The organism is Paenibacillus physcomitrellae, assembly GCF_002240225.1.
GTDB lineage: Bacteria > Bacillota > Bacilli > Paenibacillales > Paenibacillaceae > Fontibacillus > Fontibacillus physcomitrellae.
On sequence record NZ_CP022584.1, the window covers coordinates 2,288,796 to 2,312,500 of the forward strand.

13 protein-coding genes, 18 tRNA genes and 2 rRNA genes (1 of these 33 only partly in view) are annotated in these 23,705 nt (G+C 49.4%); 2 read left to right on the plus strand and 31 right to left on the minus strand.

Annotated elements, in window-relative coordinates; all coding sequences use genetic code 11:
* Positions 1–28: 28 nt before the first annotated feature.
* From CBE73_RS10340 to CBE73_RS10365, 6 genes are all read right to left on the minus strand, one after another.
* A complete protein-coding gene (locus CBE73_RS10340) occupies positions 29–1,720 on the minus strand; it encodes an MGH1-like glycoside hydrolase domain-containing protein (protein ID WP_094094166.1) in 1,692 nt (563 codons plus the stop codon).
* A 5-nt stretch (positions 1,721–1,725) separates the two neighbouring features.
* On the minus strand, positions 1,726–3,114 hold the full coding sequence (locus tag CBE73_RS10345; RefSeq protein WP_094094167.1) for an alpha-L-rhamnosidase-related protein: 1,389 nt from the start codon (positions 3,112–3,114) through the stop codon (positions 1,726–1,728).
* A 25-nt stretch (positions 3,115–3,139) separates the two neighbouring features.
* The gene (locus tag CBE73_RS10350) at positions 3,140–3,985 is read right to left on the minus strand and encodes a carbohydrate ABC transporter permease (RefSeq protein ID WP_157739490.1); all 846 of its coding nucleotides are present in this window, start codon (positions 3,983–3,985) and stop codon (positions 3,140–3,142) included.
* The gene (locus tag CBE73_RS10355) at positions 3,963–5,018 is read right to left on the minus strand and encodes a carbohydrate ABC transporter permease (RefSeq protein ID WP_308420960.1); all 1,056 of its coding nucleotides are present in this window, start codon (positions 5,016–5,018) and stop codon (positions 3,963–3,965) included. Before CBE73_RS10355 ends, CBE73_RS10350 begins: the two co-directional genes overlap by 23 nt.
* A 15-nt stretch (positions 5,019–5,033) precedes the next feature.
* Positions 5,034–6,320 carry an ABC transporter substrate-binding protein gene (locus CBE73_RS10360; RefSeq protein ID WP_094094169.1) on the minus strand — a complete coding sequence of 429 codons (1,287 nt, stop codon included), beginning with the start codon at positions 6,318–6,320 and terminating at the stop codon, positions 5,034–5,036.
* Positions 6,321–6,396: 76 nt separating this feature from the next.
* Positions 6,397–7,452, minus strand: a complete 1,056-nt coding sequence (locus tag CBE73_RS10365; RefSeq protein ID WP_174704700.1) for a LacI family DNA-binding transcriptional regulator — start codon at positions 7,450–7,452, stop codon at positions 6,397–6,399.
* A gap of 309 nt (positions 7,453–7,761) precedes the next feature.
* Between CBE73_RS10365 and CBE73_RS10370 the strand changes: the two genes are divergently transcribed.
* The gene (locus CBE73_RS10370) at positions 7,762–9,558 is read left to right on the plus strand and encodes a glycoside hydrolase family 36 protein (RefSeq protein ID WP_094094171.1); all 1,797 of its coding nucleotides are present in this window, start codon (positions 7,762–7,764) and stop codon (positions 9,556–9,558) included.
* A 235-nt stretch (positions 9,559–9,793) separates the two neighbouring features.
* Positions 9,794–11,356 carry a glycosyltransferase family 39 protein gene (locus CBE73_RS10375; RefSeq protein WP_094094172.1) on the plus strand — a complete coding sequence of 521 codons (1,563 nt, stop codon included), beginning with the start codon at positions 9,794–9,796 and terminating at the stop codon, positions 11,354–11,356.
* Between the two features lie 161 nt (positions 11,357–11,517).
* On the opposite strand, the gene CBE73_RS10380 is transcribed toward CBE73_RS10375, so the two are convergent.
* From CBE73_RS10380 to rrf, 25 genes are all read right to left on the minus strand, one after another.
* On the minus strand, positions 11,518–12,873 hold the full coding sequence (locus CBE73_RS10380; RefSeq protein WP_094094173.1) for a glycoside hydrolase family 30 protein: 1,356 nt from the start codon (positions 12,871–12,873) through the stop codon (positions 11,518–11,520).
* 87 nt (positions 12,874–12,960) lie between these two features.
* A complete protein-coding gene (locus CBE73_RS10385) occupies positions 12,961–14,598 on the minus strand; it encodes a type 2 periplasmic-binding domain-containing protein (RefSeq protein WP_244905540.1) in 1,638 nt (545 codons plus the stop codon).
* An 84-nt stretch (positions 14,599–14,682) separates the two neighbouring features.
* Complete coding sequence (locus tag CBE73_RS10390; protein WP_094094174.1) at positions 14,683–15,567, minus strand: carbohydrate ABC transporter permease; 885 nt, start codon at positions 15,565–15,567, stop codon at positions 14,683–14,685.
* Between the two features lie 14 nt (positions 15,568–15,581).
* Positions 15,582–16,562, minus strand: coding sequence for an ABC transporter permease (locus CBE73_RS10395; protein ID WP_094094175.1), 981 nt, complete (start codon positions 16,560–16,562; stop codon positions 15,582–15,584).
* A 136-nt stretch (positions 16,563–16,698) separates the two neighbouring features.
* Positions 16,699–17,703 (minus strand): LacI family DNA-binding transcriptional regulator, encoded by a 1,005-nt coding sequence (locus tag CBE73_RS10400; protein ID WP_094094176.1) that lies wholly within the window; start codon positions 17,701–17,703, stop codon positions 16,699–16,701.
* An 820-nt stretch (positions 17,704–18,523) separates the two neighbouring features.
* Positions 18,524–18,603 (minus strand) — tRNA-Leu (locus CBE73_RS10405).
* A gap of 22 nt (positions 18,604–18,625) precedes the next feature.
* Positions 18,626–18,702, minus strand: a tRNA-Arg gene (locus CBE73_RS10410).
* 24 nt (positions 18,703–18,726) lie between these two features.
* A tRNA-Cys gene (locus tag CBE73_RS10415) sits at positions 18,727–18,800 on the minus strand.
* Between the two features lie 7 nt (positions 18,801–18,807).
* Positions 18,808–18,882, minus strand: a tRNA-Gly gene (locus CBE73_RS10420).
* A gap of 4 nt (positions 18,883–18,886) precedes the next feature.
* Positions 18,887–18,961: transfer RNA gene (locus CBE73_RS10425), tRNA-Gln, on the minus strand.
* 21 nt (positions 18,962–18,982) lie between these two features.
* Positions 18,983–19,058 (minus strand) — tRNA-His (locus CBE73_RS10430).
* A gap of 32 nt (positions 19,059–19,090) precedes the next feature.
* Positions 19,091–19,164 (minus strand) — tRNA-Trp (locus tag CBE73_RS10435).
* A gap of 8 nt (positions 19,165–19,172) precedes the next feature.
* A tRNA-Tyr gene (locus CBE73_RS10440) sits at positions 19,173–19,258 on the minus strand.
* Between the two features lie 8 nt (positions 19,259–19,266).
* Positions 19,267–19,342: transfer RNA gene (locus CBE73_RS10445), tRNA-Thr, on the minus strand.
* 17 nt (positions 19,343–19,359) lie between these two features.
* Positions 19,360–19,435 (minus strand) — tRNA-Phe (locus tag CBE73_RS10450).
* Between the two features lie 7 nt (positions 19,436–19,442).
* A tRNA-Asp gene (locus tag CBE73_RS10455) sits at positions 19,443–19,519 on the minus strand.
* Between the two features lie 39 nt (positions 19,520–19,558).
* A tRNA-Met gene (locus CBE73_RS10460) sits at positions 19,559–19,632 on the minus strand.
* Positions 19,633–19,659: 27 nt separating this feature from the next.
* A tRNA-Val gene (locus CBE73_RS10465) sits at positions 19,660–19,735 on the minus strand.
* A 66-nt stretch (positions 19,736–19,801) separates the two neighbouring features.
* Positions 19,802–19,876: transfer RNA gene (locus tag CBE73_RS10470), tRNA-Glu, on the minus strand.
* Positions 19,877–19,885: 9 nt separating this feature from the next.
* Positions 19,886–19,977, minus strand: a tRNA-Ser gene (locus tag CBE73_RS10475).
* Positions 19,978–19,980: 3 nt separating this feature from the next.
* A tRNA-Asn gene (locus CBE73_RS10480) sits at positions 19,981–20,056 on the minus strand.
* A gap of 67 nt (positions 20,057–20,123) precedes the next feature.
* Positions 20,124–23,066: ribosomal RNA gene (locus CBE73_RS10485) — 23S ribosomal RNA — on the minus strand.
* A 294-nt stretch (positions 23,067–23,360) separates the two neighbouring features.
* Positions 23,361–23,436, minus strand: a tRNA-Ala gene (locus CBE73_RS10490).
* A gap of 97 nt (positions 23,437–23,533) precedes the next feature.
* A tRNA-Ile gene (locus CBE73_RS10495) sits at positions 23,534–23,610 on the minus strand.
* A gap of 35 nt (positions 23,611–23,645) precedes the next feature.
* Positions 23,646–23,705, minus strand: a 5S ribosomal RNA gene (gene rrf, locus CBE73_RS10500) (it continues 57 nt past the right edge of the window).

Below are 23,705 nucleotides of genomic sequence, written 5' to 3' on the forward strand. Positions count from 1 at the left end.
ACTGCTGTCCAGGTCACAGGCTCCCCATCTAATCAGCTAAATAATCGCGGGCAAAGATCAAAAACACGCTGGTGGTCCAGGTATAGCCGTTATCCCTAAGCGGGTGTCCGTCCAAAGCGCTGTAGTTCTCCGCAAAGCCGGCGCGAACGCAGTTGTCGCAAAACGTCCGGGCATTTTCCCGCGCTTCCTGTTCACGGCCGTTGATCCGCAAAATTTCGGACAGGATGTAGGCGAGCGGCGGCCAAACAGCGCCCCGCCAGTAGCCGTCCTCCACGAAATAAACGCTGTCCACGGCTTCGGAAGCAAAACCAAACGCGGTCTGGAAGCGCCCCGGCGAAAGCAGGTCCTCCAGCATGCTGCGCCGCAGTTCTTCCGGCAGCCTTTCGCCAAGCAGCAGCGGGACGAACAGCAGCAGGCTGTTCGAGCCGGTTCGGATGTTTTCCGGCACTTTTAACGCCGTAAAACGATCTCCTTCCACCAGAACATCCAGCATGGCCGCCAGCAGGCTGTCTGCTTTCGCGTTCCATTCGTCTGCCTCGTCCGGCTTTCCGAGCTGGAGCGCCATACGTTTCAGGAAATCCATCTGCAGGATCAGCCAGGTGCAAAGATCGGGTGATTGGATCGGCACGCCGGCTGCAAACGCCGTTCCGTTATCCCAGCCGGAATCGTTCCCGTGGTGGTACAGCGGCAGGCCGTCTTCACCGGTCCGGAAATCAAGCCACCAGCGGGTCAGCCGGGACACCGAGCCATACAAGGTTTCCAGAACCTCCTGCGGGGGAACTGCAAATTCCAGCATGCGGTCCAATATGAATCCTTGAACCGGCGGTTTTACAAAGCCGCGGATCAGCTTCCGGGCATTAAAGCAGTCCGGATAAGCCCCGTCTTCGTCCTGAACGTGCACCATCGCCAGAAACTGGTCGTAAGCGAGCTGCTCCCAGCCCTGGCACATCGCCAGCGCGTTAAACGCATAATCCCAGCTCCAGATGAAATTCATATACGATTTGGTCATAAGCATGGCAGGGGCTTTGACATACCCTTCCGGCTCCACGACCGAAGACCAGTTGATGTACAAAGCCAGCTCAGCTGCTTCCCTGTAAACCTCGGGCAGCTTCGGCATCTGCCCCAAAAATTGCGAAAATGCTTGTTCTTTCGCTGCCCGATTATCCTCGTAAGGGAGGTACGGTTTGGGCCGGTAAGTCAAATCGAACCGCTGAACTTGAAAATCGACGCGGCCGGTCTCATCCGGAACGATCCGCAGCCGGATCGCGTCATCCCCGGTCCCTCGCGGACTCCACACGGACTCATTGACCACCCGCCCGGCCCGGACAATCACCATGAGAGATGAGGTATCCCCTGCCAGCTCCCACAGATCCTCCCGCCGGTACACGGCGCGGTTGTATCCGCCGAGCTCCGCTTTCGTGATTTGCACCCCGCAGTTGCCGGTAAAATGGACGTTGTCGGCATCCTGATAGCAGAAACGGAGCTGCCGTTCTCCGGCGTTTAGCGTGCATTCGGCCGGTGTTCCGGTCGCTTCGTAAGGAAGCTCGGAACCCGACTCATCTTCCAGGAGCAGCGGATACATGTCCTGCCGCTCGAATTCCCCATGCAAAATGCGGAGGCAAACCTTTTGGCTGAAGGGGCTGTTTTGATCAAAAGGATAAGAAAAAGCCAAATAAGAGCCATAAGTACTGAACGACTGTTCGCGCAGATCAAACTTCATCGGCTTCAGCCCTTCGGCTTGGCGGATACGGTATGCGTTTCTCCCTCGGCAACCTGAACGGTAACAGAGGAGAACGTTTCGCCAAGCAGCGTAGTTACGGTCTGGGCGGGAACCGCCTCGCCGTTATGGTATAAAACATCGGCTTTCCCAGGAAAAGATGCCTTCCAAAGGAGCGTTTCCCCTTGCTCAAGGGTCAGTTCCGTTGATTCCTCTTTCAGGTGACGGACTTTGGCCGTGCGACCCAGGACGGGTACCCCGCTCACTTCCGCCCATTCCAGCGAACCGTTCAGCTTCGGCAGCGTCGACAGCGTGCTGCCTCCGTCGCCGGAAATGCCCATCAGGCCGGTGACGACAGCGCCTACCGCGCAATAAGATACTTCCGGATACTCGCGGCGGTGCAGGTCAGGATCAACAAGCTCCTTCAGTTCGCGGAAAGCTTCACCGTTCATGCCGTAGCGGTAAAAAATATCCGGCAGATAGGTTTTTCCCTCTACGTTTTCTACAAGATTTACATTAACGTCCTGCAAAGACCGCTCCAGCTTGGCGGGGTCTGTCACAACTCCAAAATAAAGCGGCAGAAAAGTGCCTTCAGCGTTGTATTGTGTGACAAACGAACGATCCTGACGCATCGCGCCGCTGAAGCGGCCATGCTCCTCGCTCCACCAGAGACGATCGTATACCTGCTCCAGCTCACGCGCCTTGGCGGCATAGGTTTGCTGTTCCTCTTCACGGCCCCGCAGGCCGGCCATCTTGGCATAGGCCCGGTAAGCCGCGATTTGCGTGCCGATCATGTCTCCCCCCGCAAGCGGCTGGATGCCGGCTTCATTATAGGTAGCGAGGCCACGGCGGCCGTATGCCGGATTGTAATCCAGAATGCCGTCCCCGTCTTTGTCCCACGTATTCGTATATTCCGTTAAGGTCAGTCGGAAAAATTCCCGAAGAACCGGATGGTCGAGGTAATCCTGGTCGCCCGTCCAGAGATACATCCGCCAGCAGGCATCGATGATATCGAAGTTGGCCGGCAGGTTATACCAGAAATCCTGGTCATTGTCGTAATCCTCTTTGGCAGGTTCGCCATCTTTGGTAATTTCCCAATAGGTGCACCAATCGCGCGAAGGCGAGATGTTTTCGGCGAAACGCAGCAGCATGTTTTTCGTGTGCGGCGCAAGGCCAAGCGCTGCCGCTCCGGCGCTGTGGTGCATGACGTCCCGGATGCAGAAGGCTCCGCGTCCGGGCAGGGCCGCTTCATACCAAGGCCCGACGGCGTCTTCGCCGAAATGGGCGTAAGCCAGAGCCTGGTTTTTCGCCCAAACGAAACCTTCATTCAGCTCGGCGTCCGATGATTGAAAAGCGATAACGCCGGCCTCTTTTTTCAACTTCAAAATGTCTGTCACTAAACTCCACTCCCTTGTCTGTAATTTAGCTCTCTTTAGAACCGGAGAAGGTCAAACCTTCCATAAATGCTTTTTGTGCGGTGAAGAACAAAACGATACATGGCAATGTAATCACTACAGCTGCTGCCATCAGCAGGTTGGTGGCTGTCGAATAGGTGCCCTGGAACCCGGCCAGCCCGAGGGTCAGCGTTTTCCATTTATCGCTGTTGACATAAATCAGCGGTCCCATAAAGTTGTTCCAGGAGCCCATAAACACCATAACGCCTACAGCCATAAGCGCCGGTTTGGACAAAGGCAGAAAGATGGTGCGCCAAATCTTGAAGTAGCCGCTGCCGTCAATGATCGCCGCCTCTTCAAGCCCGACCGGAAGCCGGGAATAAAATTGCCGAAACAGAAAAATGTAAAACGGCGAGGCGAAAAAGGTCGGAACAATAAGCGGATACAGGGAATCGAGCATCCCCAGCTTTTTGAATAGGATAAACTGCGGAATCATCGTAACCTCGCCGGGAAGCAGCATAGTCGACAGCACCAGCACAAACAGCAGGCCGCTGCCTTTTACCTTCATGCGGGCAAACGCATAACCGACCAGCGAACAGGAGAATACCGTGCCGATAATCGGCAGTACGGTGGTGATAATAGAATTGACCAGATAACGGCCAAAAGGGAAGGAGGACAACGCTTTGGAATAGTTATCCCAGCGCCAGTTTTGCGGCCACACATTCATGCCGGATTTCGCGATTTCCTCCAGACTGCGCAAAGACGCTGCGATCATCCAGATAAACGGATACAAAAAAGCGACGCTCCCGGCGATCAGAATGAGATAGGCCAAAATACGCTTGACGGTGGTACTACGCTTTTTGCTTGCGAACACGACGTTTCCTCCCCCCAACTTCATTTTCGTAATAAACCCATAATGCGCTGCTGCGGAAGACCAGTGCCGTAAAGATCAGGATGATGACGAACAGCACCCAGGCAAGCGCGGAGCCGTAGCCCATTTTGAACCACATAAAGGCATTTTGGTATAAATAATAAGCGTAAAAGAGCAAAGAATTATCTGGCCCGCCAGCCGTCAGGAAACCCTGCGTAAACGTCTGGAACGCGCCGATCATACTGGTCACCGTGTTAAAGAACAAAATAGGAGAGATTTGCGGCAGCGTAACGTTCCAAAATTTGCGCCAGGCGGTGGCGCCGTCGATATCCGCTTGTTCGTAAAGGCTCTGCGGAATATCCGTCAAGCCGGCCAGGTAAATAATCATATTTCCGCCGACCGTCCACAAGCTCATGATGATGATCGCCGGCATGGCCCAGGAAGGGCTCGTCAGCCAGCCCGGCCCCTCAATGCCGAATACTCTCAGCACCGAATTGATCAGACCTACGTTCGGATTGAAAATCCAAATAAACAGCACGACCTGCGCAACCCCCTGCACCAGAGTAGGCATATAATAGATGGTCCGGAACAGATAGATCGTCCGCAGCTTCAGATTCATCAGCAGGGCGATCAGCAGGGACAAAGCCACCTGCAGCGGCACGCTGACCAGCGTGTAGTAAAAAGTCACGCCGAGCGATTTGTAAAAGATGCTGTCCTTAAACAACATCCGGTAGTTATCGGTCCCGATCCACACCGGCGGATTGACGACCTCCCATTGCGTAAAGCTGATATAAAGCGAAAAAATCATCGGTCCGAGCGTAAACAGAAGGAAACCTACGACCCACACCGACACAAACATATAAAAGCTGGCGGTTTTGGTCCGCATCACTTTTTTCTTGACTAAAAATCTCGTAACCGCAAACAGAACCGCGTACAGGATCACGATCAAAGTCAGGAAAGGGAGAAGCGGCAGCAGAACTGCCGGCATCCCCATGTTTTCATAAAACCGGTAAAGTGTTTCGATTAATCCGTTCATAGGCCGCTCCTGTCTTTATTGTTGTAGGATTTTGTTGATCTTCTCGGCCACCTGCGGGAAAACTACCTTGACGTCCTGCTTGCCGATGCCGATCGGCGTCTGGTCGTCAATGGCTTTCAGCTCGTTGTTGATTTCGTTCGTGCGTTTTTGCGCTTCCTGGATATGTTGATTGTCTGCGGCATAAACAAACGCGTTCAGATTTTTGTCCGGGAAGATTTGCTCGAAAGCATCCATGGCACTTGCGAGCACAGGTACGCCGTAAGCGCTTTTATTTCCGCCAATAATCTTTTGGGCTTCATCACTTTGCGTCAGGTAAGTAATGAAGGCTTTGGCCGCATCCGGATTTTTGCTGTCCTTGCTCAGCGCCAGGCCATCCACTTCTTTGGAGCCGCCGTTGCCTGGGAATGGAACCAGGTCCCAGTCAAAACCTTCAGTATCGGCCATTTGCGGAATACTCCATGGACCAAAGTCGGTATACATGCCGATTCGGCCGGAGAGGAACCAGTTCATCATGTCCTGCCCCTGTTTCTCGTTATCGCTTGGCACGGTGCCGGCCTGTTTCGTGGAAACGATATATTCTCCGGCTTGAATGGCCTCCGGCGAATCCAGCGTGGACTTGCTCAAATCATCGGAATAATATTGGCCGCCAAAGGCATAAATCCAGTTGCCGATCCAGAGCGGCTCGGAGCCGTAAATTTTGGAGGAGCCTTCGCCGCTGGTAATCTTTTTGGCGATTTCGTCGAATTGCTCCGTCGTCATCGGTTCGGTTTTGCTTGGAAGCTCGATGTTGTTCTTGGCGAACAAGTCTTTGTTGATCGCCATAACCTTCGGTTTGATGATAAATGGCGCTGCATAGGTTTTGCCGTCAATGGACATTGCATCAACCAGGGACTGTGAGCTAAACACGGAAGGATCGATTTGTAACTCCTGGAAAGCGCTTGCAAATCCAGGTAAATCTCCTCCGGAGACCAAGATGACATCCGGGGTGGTGCCGCCAGCGATCATCGTTTGGAGTTTGGTCAAATAATCCTGCTGAATCCACTGACTTTCTACCTTGATGTCCGGATTGTGGCTTTGGAAATTATCAATCACCTGCTTGATGGCATCGGCTTCCGTCTGAGCTCCCCAAAAGGCAAATGTGATATTCCCTTTCGGGCCTGCCCCTGCACCGCCAGCGTCACTTTGATTACCGGTATTTGCATTGCCAGCTGCATCGTTCGAAGCATTATTCGAGCCGCTGCCGCATGCCGTCAAACCCCATACAACGAGTAAAGACAAAACCAGGATAGACCATTTTCTCATATATAATCTCCCCCTAATGGTAGAAATGCGGCTGTCGTCATAACAGCCGCTCTATCGGTTGCAAGCTGTTTATTGCTTATGCACTGCCCGTCGATTTCAACTTTCGCTCCGCCCCGCAGCTGTTTCTAATGATCAGTTTGGACGGAAGAACCACTTTGAGAGGCACCTCTCTCCCCTCGATTCGTTCAAGCAGCATTTTAACGGCGGTCTGCCCCATTTGTTCGGTGTAAATCTTGATCGTTGTAAGCGGGGGATCCATATAAGCCGCCATTTCGATATCGTCAATGCCAACCAATGCCACATCTTTGGGCACCTTTAGTCCGGCCTCCTTAAGCGCCCTGCCTGCAGCAATAGCCATAGGATCGGAACCGATAAGGAAAGCCTCCGGCAGATTCCCTTTCTCAACGGCTGCTTTCATCAGCTGATATCCCGTAGACATGGAGAAGTCGCTTCCGATATGGACATGCTCCGGCCTGTATAAATTCTTTTGCTTCATATAAGCTTCAAAACTGCTCTGCCGCTGGTCAATGGAATCAATGCCTGAGTCGGAGCCAAAACGATTAATAAAATCACGTGAGCTGATCAGGCCGATTCGGGTATATCCCAAACCAATCAGATGATCAAGCGCTGTGGTCGTCACTTTATTAAAATCAACTACAACAGAGTCAAATCGGTCCTCATCAGGCGAATAATCGACGAACACGACATTTTGAATCCGGTTGAAGAACAGATTATAGGGATCAAATTCAAACTTACCAATAACGATAAGACCATCCAGCCCTGACAAGCTTTCATAAGACTCGTGATTGACCCAGCGGATCGTGCGGGTAATATGAAGGCCCAATTGATTGAACTCCTTCTCGATTTGCATGCGAATGGATAAATAATACGGATCTTCGGATTCAAATTGTTCGGAGCAGAAAGTGACGAGACCAATTTTATAGTCTTTCAACTGCGCCGCTTTGACGGCAGGCTTCCGCTGCACCGCCTTATATTGCAATTGCTCAGCAGCAGAAAGAATTTTGATTCTCGTTTCCTCCAATACCGACAAAGACGGATCTCCATTTAAAACACGGGATACTGTAGACGGAGACACGCCTGCGAGCCCCGCAACATCACGAATAGTCGCCAAAATCAATCACCTTTTCACTTCATATTTGGGAAACACCCCTCACTGTTATTTTATAATGTTGCCGAGAATTTGCCAATCAAATCCGCTTTTTGTTTACTAAACAAATCGAAGTATCATTGCGTTTTCAATATAACATAGATCAAATTTCTCGACAATACCCCTATTTTGAATCGCTTACAAAATATTTTATAACGTTTATCTTTATGAAAATATAATTTTTATGGTTTTTTCGGCATTTTTGTTTACTATACGTTTCGTAAAATATATACTCTAAACGAACAAAATAAATGGATATCATCAGGAGGCATTATGAAAAGTTTGCTTACTCACTCTTATCCCACCGTATCGTTTCAGAACACCGATAACTTTTTTACCGTTTCCCAAAGAATCGAATCTCTTGAGGAAGGTTTGTGGCTGGTTCATGTCCATTTGACCGCTCAGAGCGATGAACAGCCTCCGGTCTGCCGGCTGGAATGGTCCTACCCCGCCATCGATATCCACTCCATGTGGCATCCCGGCACCGACCGGAATAAAGCCTTTCAAATCGATTGGAACGAAGGATTCCAGTCCCGCAATACATCGCTGGCTCCTGTCGTTTCCTTGTTCAGCCACGAAGGGCGAAACCGGCTGACCTTTGCTTTTACAGAGGCTCTGAATGAGGTAACTCTTAAAGCCGGCCTCCGCGAGGAGGACTCCTCCTTCACCTGTTCCATCACGCTGTTTGAAACGCCAGTGCCAAATCGGGGCTCGAATGAATATACAGCCACTCTTCGTATGGACTGCAGGGATCTTCCTTACTATGAAGCGCTCAAAGGAGTTACCGAATGGTGGGAACAGCAGCCCGGCTTCCAACCCGCCCACGTTCCTGAAACAGCCTGGAACCCGATGTATTCCACCTGGTATTCGTTTCATCAGGAAGTAATGGCTGAGGAACTGGAACGGGAAGCCCGGCTCGCCAAAGAGATCGGCTGCGATACGATCATTGTCGATGACGGCTGGCAAACCGAAGATAATCAGCGGGGATATGCCTATACCGGGGACTGGGAGGTTTGCAGCGCAAAAATTCCGGACATGAAAGCACATGTCGCCAGCATTCACCAGCTTGGCATGAAATTTATGCTCTGGTATTCCGTTCCCTTTATCGGGCGGAACAGCAAGGCCTGGGGGCGATTTGCCGACAAGCTCTTGAGCGTTGACGAGAAGCTGAATGCCGGCGTACTCGACCCGCGTTATCCGGAGGTAAGAGAATATTTAATTCAGATCTATGAACAGGCCGTAAGGGATTGGAACATTGACGGGCTCAAGCTCGACTTCGTTGACAGCTTCCGGCTGAATGACAGTTCAAACCACGCAGCCTGCAGCACAGGGCATCCAGGACAGGATGACGTTTCTGTACCGGAGGCTATTGACCGCTTAATGACTGATGTGATGGAGCGGCTTAGAGCTATCAAGCCGGATATCCTGATCGAATTCCGGCAGACCTATATTGGTCCGCTGATGCGAAAGTACGGCAATATGTTCCGCGCCAGCGACTGCCCTAACGATTTCATCCAAAATCGGGTACGCACGCTGGATCTGCGTTTACTATCAGGCCGTACTGCCGTTCATTCCGATATGATCATGTTTAATCACCGCGATTCGGTTGCGAATGCGGCTATGCAAATGATCCATATTCTATTTTCCGTTCCCCAAATTTCCGTGCGTCTGGACCAGATCGGGAGTCAGCACCTGAGTATGCTCCGCTTCTGGACCGCATTCTGCAGGGAGCACCGCGATGTTCTCCTGGAAGGAGAACTCCGCCCGGACTATCCGGAACTGCTGTATCCTCTCGTCTCAGCTCGTAACGGAGGCAAACAGATTATTGCCGTATACGCCAATTCCATTGTGAACATCGAGGACCCTTTTGAGCAGCTTATCGTGGTTAACGGAACAGCCGGAGACCGATTGGTCGTCCGTTCTTCCCTTTCAGCCATCACCTGCCGTATGGAGGTTCTCGATTGCTGCGGTCAAACCCTGCAGTCCCAAACGTGGAATTGGACAAAAGGCCTGCATGAAATAGCCGTTCCTTCAGCCGGTCTGGTCCGCTTTACAGCAACTGAGGGGTAAGAGAGGCGTTCCAGCAAGGGACATGGGTGCCTCAGGAAATATAACCCTGCAAGGTGGACCGACTTGTCTGCGGCAGGGATAGGAGAAACTTGGCCGCAGCCTGAGGCCCCTATTCTCTATGAATCGGGGGATTTACGATCTGGTGAACGCTCCCAGTGAATCTACGTCCGGGTCCTTACCATTCTTCTCTATCGAACTAAGGGAATTTTACTGCCGGAAGGAGGGGTGAAGGAAGATGCGGGGATTATCTCAAGCCTATACTTTTTGCCAACAACACCGTTATACACTATTATTTTTTGTTCTTGGCGTCCTCCTGCGGATTCTGCAGCTAGGCTCGATTCCTCCGGGGCTGAATCAGGACGAAGCCTCTATCGGATATGATGCCTTTTCCATTCTTCATTATGGAATCGACCGCAACAGCATGCCTATGCCTGTCCATTTAATTGCGTGGGGAAGCGGTCAGAACGCCTTATATGCTTATTTATCCATGCCATTTATCGCGGTTATGGGTCTTACTCCGCTGTCTGTAAGGCTGCTGGGCGTGTTGGCTGGCATTGCTGCCATGCCCGTGTTCTGCCTGCTTGCCCGGCATCTCTTCCGTTCCCAAGCCGCAGCTCCGGTCGCCATGCTGCTTATAGCTATAAATCCCTGGCACATCATGATGTCCAGATGGGCTTTGGAGTCTAATTTGTTCCCTACTCTGGTTTTGTTTGCCGTTTACTGCCTGGTAAAAGCGCTTCAGTCGCCGCGTTGGTTCTATGCTTTTACGACTGTTATGGCCATATCGCTGTATGCTTATGGAACAGCTTATTTCTTCGTTCCGGTGTTCCTCACTCTGATCGCCTTCTTGTTGTTCAAACGCAAACAGCTTAGCCTAAGAATGCTGCTGCTGAATTTCCTGCTGTTTATCATAATAGGCTTACCTATTCTATTATTTCTGTTAATCAACTGGCTGAATCTGCCTTCTATCATTACTCCGTTATTGTCCATACCCAGATTGACTGTGCCGCGCGTTGAAACCGTTACCACTTTTAGCGATGGACATTTCCTTCTCTCGGCAAGGGAGCATATACACAGCTTTATATCCCTTCTGCTGTCGGGCAGTGATGGTTTGCCTTGGAATTCAATCTCACCGTTCGGGTATGCATATCCTATTGGCCTTCCATTTGCTTTGCTCGGTCTGATTGCATCCATCTGGGCTTTGCGCAGCAACCGAGAGCCTCTTCAAGCCATCATCCTGTTGTGGCTGGGCTCTGCTGTTCTGATGGTTCTCATCATAGAGGTAAATATTAACCGGGTTAATGTTATATTTTACCCGATTATCTTGTTAATCTGCGGGGGTGTCCTGTTCTTTCACCGAATAAAGAAAGGGTTAAGCATTCTTTGCGCAGCCGCATTTCTTATTTACTTTTCAGCGTTCGCAGCTGTCTATTTCCGGGATTATCCGAAACAAATCAGCACTGTTTTTGCCAACCATTTAGGTGATGCGATTGATTTTGCCTCCGCCTCGACGCCGGGTACGATTTATATCACAAACAGAATTAACATGCCTTATATTTATGTGCTTTTTTACGAAAAGACCCGGACAGCCGACTTTATAAAAAGTGTGGTCTATGCCAATCCCGGCCAAGACTTTCAGCAAGTGTCTTCGTTTGGAAGATACCGGTTTGGGACTCCTTTCTTTCACAAGGCTCAACAAGCTGCTTACATTTTTGACGAAGGCGACCCACTTCCGCCAGCAAGCAGCGGCCTTATTTTTAAACGGTTTGGCCGGTATACGGTGGTGCTTGTTTTATGATGAGAGGTCTATTCTCCACTCCATCTGATCTATTCCTGCTTTGCATTTCATGCAAATACAAAAACGCTGCACAGAACCTCATAGGCTCCATGCAGCGTTTTTAACTTATCTATCTTATGATTCAAAATGCTTCAAAATCCATAGCCTCTATCCAAGATCCATCAATAGCTGGCTGGAATTTGAATGGAGATGGCGCTTTTGGCCGGCATAGGGAAAGCGATCACATCGTCTCCCTTAAGTTTTAAGCTAACCGTCTCTTCCTGCTCACTGTCATTGAAGAGAACGACAGCCTTGGAGGCATCCTTATTCACAAAAGCTACGGAACGGATCGCTTCCTCACTCGATTCAGAGGCGATTCGCAAAGCGCCCGGACGAATGATTTTGCTGAAATGAGCCAAAGCATAATAATCCAAAGTATAAACAAGCTCTCGCGTCTGCTGGTTAACCTGCACGATTCCCCGGCATGTGCTGTTGCCAAATCCCGGGACCGTGGGTCCATTTTGCTCATCCAGCGCCATATTCCACAGAATAAAGGATTTGCTATGGTTGCGCAGAATCTCAATTCCCGTACGCATCACGTTGCTAAAAGCTTGTTCGAAAGGAGGAATCCATTCCCCGCCGGAGCCTTCCGTGAAATGCACTTCCTTGCCCGGGAATTTCTCGAACACTTCGCTTTGCGCCGACGGTTTCCCGCCGTACCAGTGCCAAGCTACACCATCCACCTGCTCCATCGCTTGCTCGAACACGGTCGTTGGATAATCGGGACGATCCCAGTTATGATCATAACAAAGAATTTTGGTATGGAGTCCATGACTGACGAATGCAGGCTTCAAATGATCTCTAACAAATTCGGCCTGCGCCTCGGCCAACATCTTCATGCTTGGATAATGGCTTGGCTCATAAAGCGGTTCATTTTGCGGTGTTACCGCGTAAATATCAAGACCTTTATCTTTATAAGCTTGGATATAGCGCGCAAAATATTCGGCAAAAGCCGGATAATATTCTTTCTTCAGTTCTCCTGTTTTCATCGAACCGCTGGTCTTCATCCAGGCGGGTGCGCTCCACGGTGAAGCAAATAACTTCACTTCAGGGTTCAGCTTCCTGGCTTTGTGCAGCAGAGGAATAATATCTCCTTCATCATGGGCAATGGAGAAATGCTCCAGCTCCGGATCGGTCTCGCCTTCAGGCCTATCATTATAGCTGTAAATGGATCTGGCGTAGTCCGAAGCTCCCATTGGATTTCGTAATACAGACAATCCTATGCCTTCCGACGGGTCAAACAAACGGGTCATAACCTCCGCCTGCTGCCCTTCATCCAGAATTTGATGAATCAGATAAGCGGCCGAATCCGTAAAGGATGCTCCGAATCCATCTATCTCCTGAAAGGTTTCTTTCTCATCCAAAGTTACAGTAACCTTTTCTCCATCCGGTTTAGAACGGCTCGCCAGCTGCACCGCGGATTGCTGAATGAACAGTTCGCCTTCTCCTTTGGACTGGTAAATCAATAGCTCGGACATGAAGTCGCCTCCTGATGCTCGAATTAGAGTTAAGCACAAATTAGGGTAAAGAAGAGCCCTTTTCAAGGCCCTTCTCCATTTAGCTCATTACTTGATTCCCAGTTTCTCTCTGTTAGCCTGCATTTTCTCGCTGCGAATGTCTACAATTTTGCTCCAGTTGTTATCATCCAGGAATTTCTTGTAAGCATCCAGCGTTTTATTGAAATCATCATCCGTCTTAGATCTGATCAGACTAACCAGCGTAGTATTCCAAGTTGTGTCAATTGCGGACAACGAACGTGCCTCCGCCGTACCTTGATCCGGGTTGATATTTTCCAGAATGAAATGCGGTTTCAGCTTGCCATTGCCCCATTCCTGCATTTGCTTGATCGCCTCAGGAGAGGAGTCTTTGTTAAGGGCTTTATAACGGTCGTGTCCGAAGAAAATGAATTCGCCCATCCGGTAGTCCTTTTTGAACTTGTCGGAGTTAGTCAACTGCAGCTCTTTAACAGCCGGCAGGAATTCTACCGTTCCGTCCGAATTTTTCTTGTACGTTTCGCCTTCAATACCGAAGTTCACCAATGCCTGGCCTTCGTCACTCAGCAAATAAGTAAAGACTTGGATCGCTTTGGCTGGGTCTTTAGCTTTTTTCGTGATGTAGTTGATCATCCAGCCTGTAATACCCGATTGGTTCAGCGTTGGCTGGTTGCCAACCGTGCTTTGTGGTCCATCGACCGCGATGTATTTATCCTCAGGGTTGTTGGTCATAAACGTCTGCAGGTTGCCGCCTTGCTGTGGCACACCGTCGAGCATGATCGTTGCATATTTACCGGATTTAACTTTCTCTTCAAAAGCCGTACCGTCATCGGCAAAGCTGTCATCACTGATATCGCCGTTACGGTAAACGGTGTTAAGCGTTTTCAACCAGGTCAAGTAATCTTCATCCAGGTTGCGGTTATAGAACTTGCCGTCTTTGTCTTCCAGCGGCACGCCCAGGTAATCCTGAAGCACATCGCCCAGCGAACCTGTACCTGTTCCAATCGAGTTAAAGCCAAACGGAATCAATTGCGGGAACTGGCTTTTGATCTTCTCCATAGCACTTTCAAATTCTTCCGGTGTTTTCATACTAGGTTTGCCGATTGCCTCATACACGTCCTGGCGAATAATAAAGGCTGTTTTTGCCGGAATGGTACCGCTGTCATAATCGGCCTGCGTATTGGAGTAGTCGGGGTATCCGTACGTTTTGCCGTCTTTCTGCTGGAACCAGTTCATTGTATCCTTAGCAGCTACCTGGTTGAAATATGGATCATATTTCTCGGCCAGATCGTTAAGCGGCAGCGCCCATGTGGAAGCTTTCTGCGCAACGGCTGAATTGGAATCAAAGACCGTAATAATGTCAGGCATATCTCCGCCGGCGAAGAAGGTATTCAGTTTTGTATCGTCACCGGTGATGAATTTAATGTTGATATTCAAATCCTCTTTAATCTTTTTGGTTACTGTATCTTTACCGAAGTCTGTATTCCACCAGTCCGCATTAACGTACCAGGTCAGATCGGTTGTTTCCTTCTTCGTATCAAGCTTCCATGCCGGTGTCGATGGGTCCGGTGTATAGCGGCCATCCAGATCCGGAAGAGCAGCGCTCTTGGAACCTCCTCCGCCTCCGGAACCGCAGGCAGTGATTGTCAGCATGATTGCCAGCAGAACGGCACCCAGCGAAACCCCTTTTTTCCGCAATACTTTACTCATCTTTATCATGTTTGTTTACCTCCCTTTTTTATCAAAGCGTTTACCCCTTGGACTAGACTCCATGTTTCAGTGTACAGAATGCTTTTATTCCTTCACCGCCCCCATCATAATGCCAGAGATAAAGTACCTTTGAAGCAATGGATAAATTACAACAATCGGCAGAGTAGTAATTACGATTGTCGCAAGTTGAACCCCTTTAGTGGTGGTTTCGATCACGGCCGAGCTAGCATTTTGCATCGACTGCGTCTGGGACTGCACAATGATCTCGTACAGCTTCATCTGCAGCGGGTATAAGGCCTGATCTGTAATGTACAGCTTGGTAGTCAAGAAATCGTTCCATTGGCCGACGCCATTAAACAAGGCGATTGTAGCCATAGCCGGCATGGACAAAGGTATAAAAATCTTCAGGAAAATGCGCCACTCGCCTGCACCGTCGATTTTCGCCGATTCCTCAAGCGCATCCGGCACATTCCGAAAGAAGTTCATCAGGATAACTACATCGTAATAACTAAAGAGAGCAGGAATGATGTACACCCAGAAGGTGTTTAACAGTCCCAAGGACTTAATCAACAGGTAAATCGGGATCATACCGCCTGAGAAAAACATGGTGATGACGCCCATGGCGACATACAATTTGCGGCCACGCAGATTTTGTTTACTAAGCGCGTAACCGATCATCGCACAGAAGAAAACGTGGGTGGCGACGCCAAGCACCGTCTTGGACACCGAGATAAAAAAGGCCTGCCAAATGCTGTCGTCCTGGAATACCGCACGATAATTTTCCAAAGAAAACTCTGGGCTCCAGAATATAAATCCACCTTCTGCCAGCGCTTGCCCTGAACTCAATGAGGAAATAATGACATTCCACAAAGGGATAATAATAACAAGGGTAATGATAACAAGCAGCGTTATATTGAAGGCATTAAAGACGCGGCTGTTTAAATCTTCTCTAATCGCCTTTCGATTCATGAAAATGCCTCCTCTTATAGAACAGATTGATTATCGTTCAGCTTACTGGTGACTTTATTAGCTGTGACAAGCAGAATGACGGAAACAATGGAAACGCCCAGACCTACAGCGGTAGCGTACGAGAAATCCCCTTGCGTCAAGCCCATACGATATACGTAAGAGTTGATGACTTCCGCCGTTTCCCGGTTCTGCGAATTCATCAGTACCAAGGTTTGGTCCAAATTCGATCCCAATAAACCGCTTACAGTCAAGATCAGGTTTAAACTGATGATGGATCTCATGTTAGGGAGCGTAATATTCCAGATTTGCCGAATTCGGCTTGCCCCATCGATCTTCGCAGCTTCATAGTAGGTAGGGTCAATTTTGGCCATGATAGCGAGATACAGGATTGTTCCCCAGCCTGCTTCTTTCCAGATATCCGATAAAGTGGCGATCCACCAGTATTTGCCCGGATCCAGCAAAATGTTCTGGCCCTTTGAAATAATCCCTAGATCCAGCAGGATCTGATTAAAAAGCCCTGTTGTCGAGAACCAGTTGATCATCATGCCGCCAAGTACGATCCAAGACAGAAAGTGCGGCAAATAGGATACCGTCTGAACAAATTTCTTCATGCGTGTGAAACTCAATTCGTAGATCATAATCGCCAAAATAATAGGAATGATGAACCCAATACCTAATTTCAGAAAGCTGATTGCCAAAGTGTTGACTACAGCGTCCCAAAAATATTGGTCGGACATAATAATCTTGAAATTCTCCAGGCCCACCCATGGAGCCGAATCCAGCGTATCGATGACCGTATAGCTTTTAAAGGCAATAGTCAGACCATAAATAGGAATGTAACAAAAGATAATCATAAAAATAATGCCTGGAATGATCATCGACTGCAGTTCCCGTTGTCTCCAGAAATCTACAGCAAATTCCTTGATTTTTTGCCCCATCGTTGTTTTCTCGTTCGGTTTGCCGTTGACCGGCTCTGTCACCGCTAATTTGGCCATATTCTCTTCTCCCCTCCAGGCTCTTACCTTGTTGATTAGTGAACCATTTTCGATAAAAACGTTTTTATTTTGATGTAAAAAACCCCTAAAACTCCCTCCTCCTGTCCGAATCCAACTCGTTCAGCCCATTTTATTTTTACTGAAGCTTGACCTGACTGCTGCCTCTGACAACAAGCTCACCCTTTAGCCTTTGGCTGTGTCCCTGTTCCTTCTTCTCAATCATCCGGATCAGCTGTTCAATCGCCAGAATCCCCTGTCTCGCAATCTGATTCCTTACTGTCGTCAGTGGAGGTGAGAAATAAGGAGCAATATCGATATCGTCAAACCCTACCACACTAACCTGGGCAGGCACCTCATAACCATGATTCTCAAGAGCTTTAATACATCCGATAGCACTCAAGTCATTCCCTGCTAGAAAGGCGTCCGGCAGTTGTTCAGAATGTTGATAGATAAAAGACTTAATGGCATTATAAGTGCTTTCTTCTTCAAAATATCCCTGCAAAATATATTCCTCTTTGATTGGCAGCTGATATTCCTTAAGCGCAGCCAGGTATCCTTCCTTCCGCTGCTCACTGTCAAACATCGTTTCAACCCCGGAGATATAAGCAATATGCTTATGGCCCAAGCTGATCAAGTATTTCGTAGCCTCATAGCCGGCGATATAAGAATCGAAGATAATACTGCCCATAGTGTCATCCTCAATCTCGCGATCCAGAAAAACAGCTTTGACTTTATCTTTCTTCATAACAGCAATATCGTTCTCATCTATCCGCAATTCTTCGTAAATAATCACTCCGTCAACCCGGCTGCCTAATATATTATTCATGATAACCTGCTTATCCCGGGTAACGAAGACATTAAGCCCGTATCCGTAGCGGTCACATTCCCGTGCCATCGTTTCTACCAGCTTGTAAAAGTAAGGTCCCGTCACACTTGTCGTAAAGAATCCGATCATATGTGTTTTTCCTGACTTTAGCAGCTTGCCATTGAGATTAGGGACGTAATTCAATCGTTGTGCTACCTGAAGTACGTGCATTTTCGTTTCAGGATTAAGTACATCTACATCATTCAATGCATTAGAGACCGTTGAGATGGAAACTCCTGCTTCGCGGGCTACATCTTTTATAGTTATCCTTGCCAAAGTTTTCACCTCAAAATAAAAACGTTTTTATAGTTCTAAAGGGTAACATAAAAGCGTTTACATTACAACCCAAATATTTAAATTATCTTTTTAATCCGAATCATAGTTCGAACAATTCCAGGCTCATCCGCTTTTTTCCTATCTCTCGGGCCCGTACAGTGATCGCATTAAGCTTAATACTTACTTAACAAGCTTTATTAAGTTTAACCATAAGCCCATTAAAAACTTAATCACTAATTCTGCAGCCGCCGGCGCCAATCGTACCCAAAGCGCGCACCAAAGACTTTGAAAGAGACGTCCCCGTCCATACTCTGCACGATAGCAACAATAGACCACTCGCTGTGGCACGATGGGCTCGACAAGGCGCGATACACACTGCAAGGCACAATAGTACGGATAGATACGAGGTATATAGACAACATAAGCATCATAGAGACATCCTGAACAGCAGGAATCACCGTATGTATCCTAGCATCATAGATACACCATATTGCACCATTAACACTATAGACACCATTAATGCCACAGGAATCATAGACACCATAAACATCATAAATACTATAACACCGTAACACCATAGAATTTATAAAAAAACATATGTACCAAAGAACTTGATAACATCCTCTAATGCTTTCCAAGGTGGTTGGATGCTAAGCTAACCAATAACCGGGACCACCAGTATTTTATGATAAATGCTATCTATTCCTGCTCAAACTCCAAGAGTGTTAGCAGCCTCCTTGAAAGGCCACCTTATCTATATTATGAATATACGAAAGAAGCCTTGAAATCTTTAATAGATTTCAAGGCTTCTTAGAATTAATGCCGGTGAAGGGACTCGAACCCCCACGGTTTCCCTCACGATTTTGAGTCGCGCGCGTCTGCCAATTCCGCCACACCGGCTTATTAAAGTATGAAGTATATATGGCGTGCCCTAAGAGATTCGAACTCCTGACCTTTTGATTCGTAGTCAAACGCTCTATCCAGCTGAGCTAAGGGCACATATTATATACAACTTAAAAATACTGGAGGCGCCACCCAGACTCGAACTGGGGATAAAGCTTTTGCAGAGCTGTGCCTTACCACTTGGCTATGGCGCCAAAATAATGGAGCGGACGACGGGAATCGAACCCGCGACCCTCGCCTTGGCAAGGCGATGCTCTACCGCTGAGCCACGTCCGCGAAATGGCTGGGGATATAGGATTCGAACCTATGCATGACGGAGTCAAAGTCCGTTGCCTTACCGCTTGGCTAATCCCCAAAATTTCTGAAAAGTTAATAATGGGGCGATCGATGGGACTTGAACCCACGAATGCCGGAGCCACAATCCGGTGCGTTAACCCCTTCGCCACGACCGCCATAAAAACTTTCCTATTCAGTTATAAAAATATGGCAGGGGCAGCAGGAATTGAACCCACACCAAAGGTTTTGGAGACCTTTGTTCTACCTTTAAACTATGCCCCTATATAAACTGGTGGAGGCTGATGGATTCGAACCACCGAACCCGTAAGGGAGCAGATTTACAGTCTGATGCGTTTGGCCACTTCGCTAAGCCTCCACAGTAAATGGTGCCGTCGAGAGGACTTGAACCCCCAACCTACTGATTACAAGTCAGTTGCTCTACCAGTTGAGCTACAACGGCTTATTCAATTGTAAAAATGGTGGCTCGGGACGGAATCGAACCGCCGACACGAGGATTTTCAGTCCTCTGCTCTACCGACTGAGCTACCGAGCCAAAAACATGGCGGAACCGACGGGATTCGAACCCGCGATCTCCTGCGTGACAGGCAGGCATGTTAGGCCTCTACACCACGGTTCCACAGCCTAAGGTCTTGCATTTGATCCCTTAAAGGGATTATTGCGGGGGCAGGATTTGAACCTGCGGCCTTCGGGTTATGAGCCCGACGAGCTACCGGGCTGCTCCACCCCGCGTCAGTAAAAAGTATTTATTATGTTATATGGTGGAGGCTGAGGGGATCGAACCCCCGACCCTCTGCTTGTAAGGCAGATGCTCTCCCAGCTGAGCTAAGCCTCCAAATTGAACACAATATCTAGTATATCATATTCATAACAAGTTAGTCAACTTCATTGTTGAAGTTAATGGTGACCCGTAGGGGATTCGAACCCCTGTTACCTCCGTGAAAGGGAGGTGTCTTAACCCCTTGACCAACGGGCCTGACTATAATGGCGGAGAGAGAGGGATTCGAACCCTCGAGACGCTTGTGACGCCTACACGATTTCCAATCGTGCTCCTTCGGCCAACTCGGACACCTCTCCATATGGCTCCCCGAACAGGACTCGAACCTGTGACAACTCGATTAACAGTCGAGTGCTCTACCAACTGAGCTATCAGGGAATATAACATTCAGATGCTTGATCACCTGAAAACTGGATACGAAACAATCAATTGCGATTAGATCTATTTGGATAAGCCCTCGACCGATTAGTACTGGTCAGCTCCATGCATTGCTGCACTTCCACCCCCAGCCTATCTACCTCGTCGTCGTCAAGGGGTCTTACTAGTTGGGAAATCTCATCTTGAGGGGGGCTTCACGCTTAGATGCTTTCAGCGCTTATCCCTTCCGCACGTAGCTACCCAGCTGTGCTCCTGGCGGAACAACTGGTGCACCAGCGGTGCGTCCATCCCGGTCCTCTCGTACTAAGGACAGCTCCTCTCAAATTTCCTACGCCCACGACAGATAGGGACCGAACTGTCTCACGACGTTCTGAACCCAGCTCGCGTACCGCTTTAATGGGCGAACAGCCCAACCCTTGGGACCTACTTCAGCCCCAGGATGCGATGAGCCGACATCGAGGTGCCAAACCTCCCCGTCGATGTGGACTCTTGGGGGAGATAAGCCTGTTATCCCCAGGGTAGCTTTTATCCGTTGAGCGATGGCCCTTCCATGCGGTACCACCGGATCACTAAGCCCGACTTTCGTCCCTGCTCGACTTGTCAGTCTCGCAGTCAAGCTCCCTTTTGCCTTTGCACTCTTCGAATGATTTCCAACCATTCTGAGGGACCCTTGGGGCGCCTCCGTTACTCTTTAGGAGGCGACCGCCCCAGTCAAACTGCCCACCTGACACTGTCCCCATGCCCGATTAGGGCACCAGGTTAGAACTCCGATACGATCAGGGTGGTATCCCCACGGCGCATCCAAGGAAGCTTGCGCTCCCTCTTCCTAGGCTCCCACCTATCCTGTACAAATCGTATCAAAGTCCAATATCAAGCTGCAGTAAAGCTCCATGGGGTCTTTCTGTCTTGTCGCGGGTAACCTGCATCTTCACAGGTATTAAAATTTCACCGGATCTCTCGCTGAGACAGCGCCCAAGTCGTTACGCCATTCGTGCGGGTCAGAATTTACCTGACAAGGAATTTCGCTACCTTAGGACCGTTATAGTTACGGCCGCCGTTTACTGGGGCTTCAGTTCATAGCTTCGGGTTACCCCTAACCACTCCCCTTAACCTTCCAGCACCGGGCAGGCGTCAGCCCGTATACTTCGCCTTACGGCTTCGCACAGACCTGTGTTTTTGCTAAACAGTCGCTTGGGCCTTTTCACTGCGGCCCCCTCGGGCTATTCACCCTACCGAGGCACCCCTTCTCCCGAAGTTACGGGGTCATTTTGCCGAGTTCCTTAACGAGAGTTCTTCCGCGCGCCTTAGAATTCTCTTCTCGCCTACCTGTGTCGGTTTACGGTACGGGCACCTTCACCTGGCTAGAGGCTTTTCTTGGCAGTGTGAGATCATGACCTTCGCTACTGCAATTTTCGCTCCCCATCACAGCCCAAGGTTATGTAGCACGGATTTGCCTCTGCTACCCTCTCACTGCTTGGACGGACATCCATCAGTCCGCGTCACTACCCTGCTGCGTCACCCCAGCGCTCATAGCGGTTTACGGTGGTACAGGAATTTCCACCTGTTGTCCTTCGACTACGCCTGTCGGCCTCGCCTTAGGTCCCGACTTACCCTGAGCGGCCGAACCTTCCTCAGGAACCCTTAGGCTTTCGGCGGATCAGATTCTCACTGATCTTTTCGTTACTCATACCGGCATTCTCACTTGTGTACTCTCCAGCGCTCCTTACGATACACCTTCAACGCATACACAACGCTCCCCTACCCCTGATGCAAGCATCAAGCCATAGCTTCGGTGGTGTGTTTAGCCCCGTTACATTTTCGGCGCAGAGTCACTCGACCAGTGAGCTATTACGCACTCTTTAAATGGTGGCTGCTTCTAAGCCAACATCCTGGTTGTCTGTGCAACTCCACATCCTTTCCCACTTAACACACACTTGGGGACCTTAGCTGATGGTCTGGGCTGTTTCCCTTTTGACAATGGATCTTAGCACTCACTGTCTGACTCCCGGTTAATCAGTCTATGGCATTCGGAGTTTGACTGAGCTTGGTAACCCTTGCGGGCCCCGCACCCAATCAGTGCTCTACCTCCACGACTGTACCACCGAGGCTAGCCCTAAAGCTATTTCGGGGAGAACCAGCTATCTCCGAGTTCGATTGGAATTTCTCCGCTACCCCCACCTCATCCCCGAACTTTTCAACGTTCGTGGGTTCGGGCCTCCAGTGCGTGTTACCGCTCCTTCACCCTGGACAGGGGTAGATCACACGGTTTCGGGTCTACGCCCACGTACTTATTCGCCCTATTCAGACTCGCTTTCGCTACGGCTACGGCTTCTCACCTTAACCTTGCACGGGAACGTAACTCGCCGGTTCATTCTACAAAAGGCACGCCATCACCCGTGATGAAACGAAGTTTCATCATAGGGCTCTGACTTCTTGTAAGCACACGGGTTCAGGATCTCTTTCACTCCCCTTCCGGGGTGCTTTTCACCTTTCCCTCACGGTACTGCTTCACTATCGGTCACTAGGGAGTATTTAGCCTTACCAGATGGTCCTGGCAGATTCATACGGGGTTTCACGTACCCCGCACTACTCGGGATCCGTCTCGGAGGGAATAGACTTTCGGTTACAGGGCTTTTACCTCTTCTAGCGGGCCTTTCCAGACCTCTTCGCCTACCCTATTCCTTTGTAACTCCATGTGAGACGTCCCACAACCCCAAGAGGCAAGCCTCTTGGTTTAGGCTCTTCCGCGTTCGCTCGCCGCTACTGACGGAATCACTACTTGTTTTCTCTTCCTCAAGGTACTTAGATGTTTCAGTTCCCCTGGTCTGCCTCTTCGCAACCTATGTATTCAGTTACGAGTGACTGGCTATTACACCAGCCGGGTTTCCCCATTCGGACATCCCCGGATCAAAGCTTGCTTACAGCTCCCCGAGGCCTTATCGTTGTTCGCCACGTCCTTCTTCGGCTCCTAGCGCCTAGGCATCCTCCGTGTGCTCTTAGTAGCTTAACCAATTCGCTCGGATTTTGGGCCCATATGCTCTGTTGTTCCTCGGTTTCTCGATTGAAATGAATCAAGGTTGAAACCGACTCACAAAGGATCAATGGCCTCCAAAATGCCTCGCTCTGTAGTTAGCACTTCACTTGTTCTCTATGATCACAAGTTCAGCTAAAAAAGAATGTTCTAATTCGCATTTGTTGTTTCGTTATCCAGTTTTCAAGGATCAAAGCAGTTTCTTCGAAACTGCAGTCTGTGTGAATTTCGGTCAATCCTATTGGGTTGATGAAATTCATACAGTTATTTAGATGGTGGAGCCAAGGAGGATCGAACTCCTGACCTCCTGCTTGCAAGGCAGGCGCTCTCCCAGCTGAGCTATGGCCCCATACTATACTCCAAAAAGTGAAGTGCAGCTCTGAGGTTGATTCCCATTACTTTTCGGGGACCTCATGCATACAATCTTACTTATAGAAGTTAGGAAATGGTGGGCCCTAGTGGACTCGAACCACCGACCTCACCCTTATCAGGGGTGCGCTCTAACCAACTGAGCTAAGGGCCCTAACTTTATGATTTTGTAACCCTTGTAAGGGTTGCGCTTGGCGACGTCCTACTCTCCCAGGACCCTGCGGTCCAAGTACCATTGGCGCTGGAGGG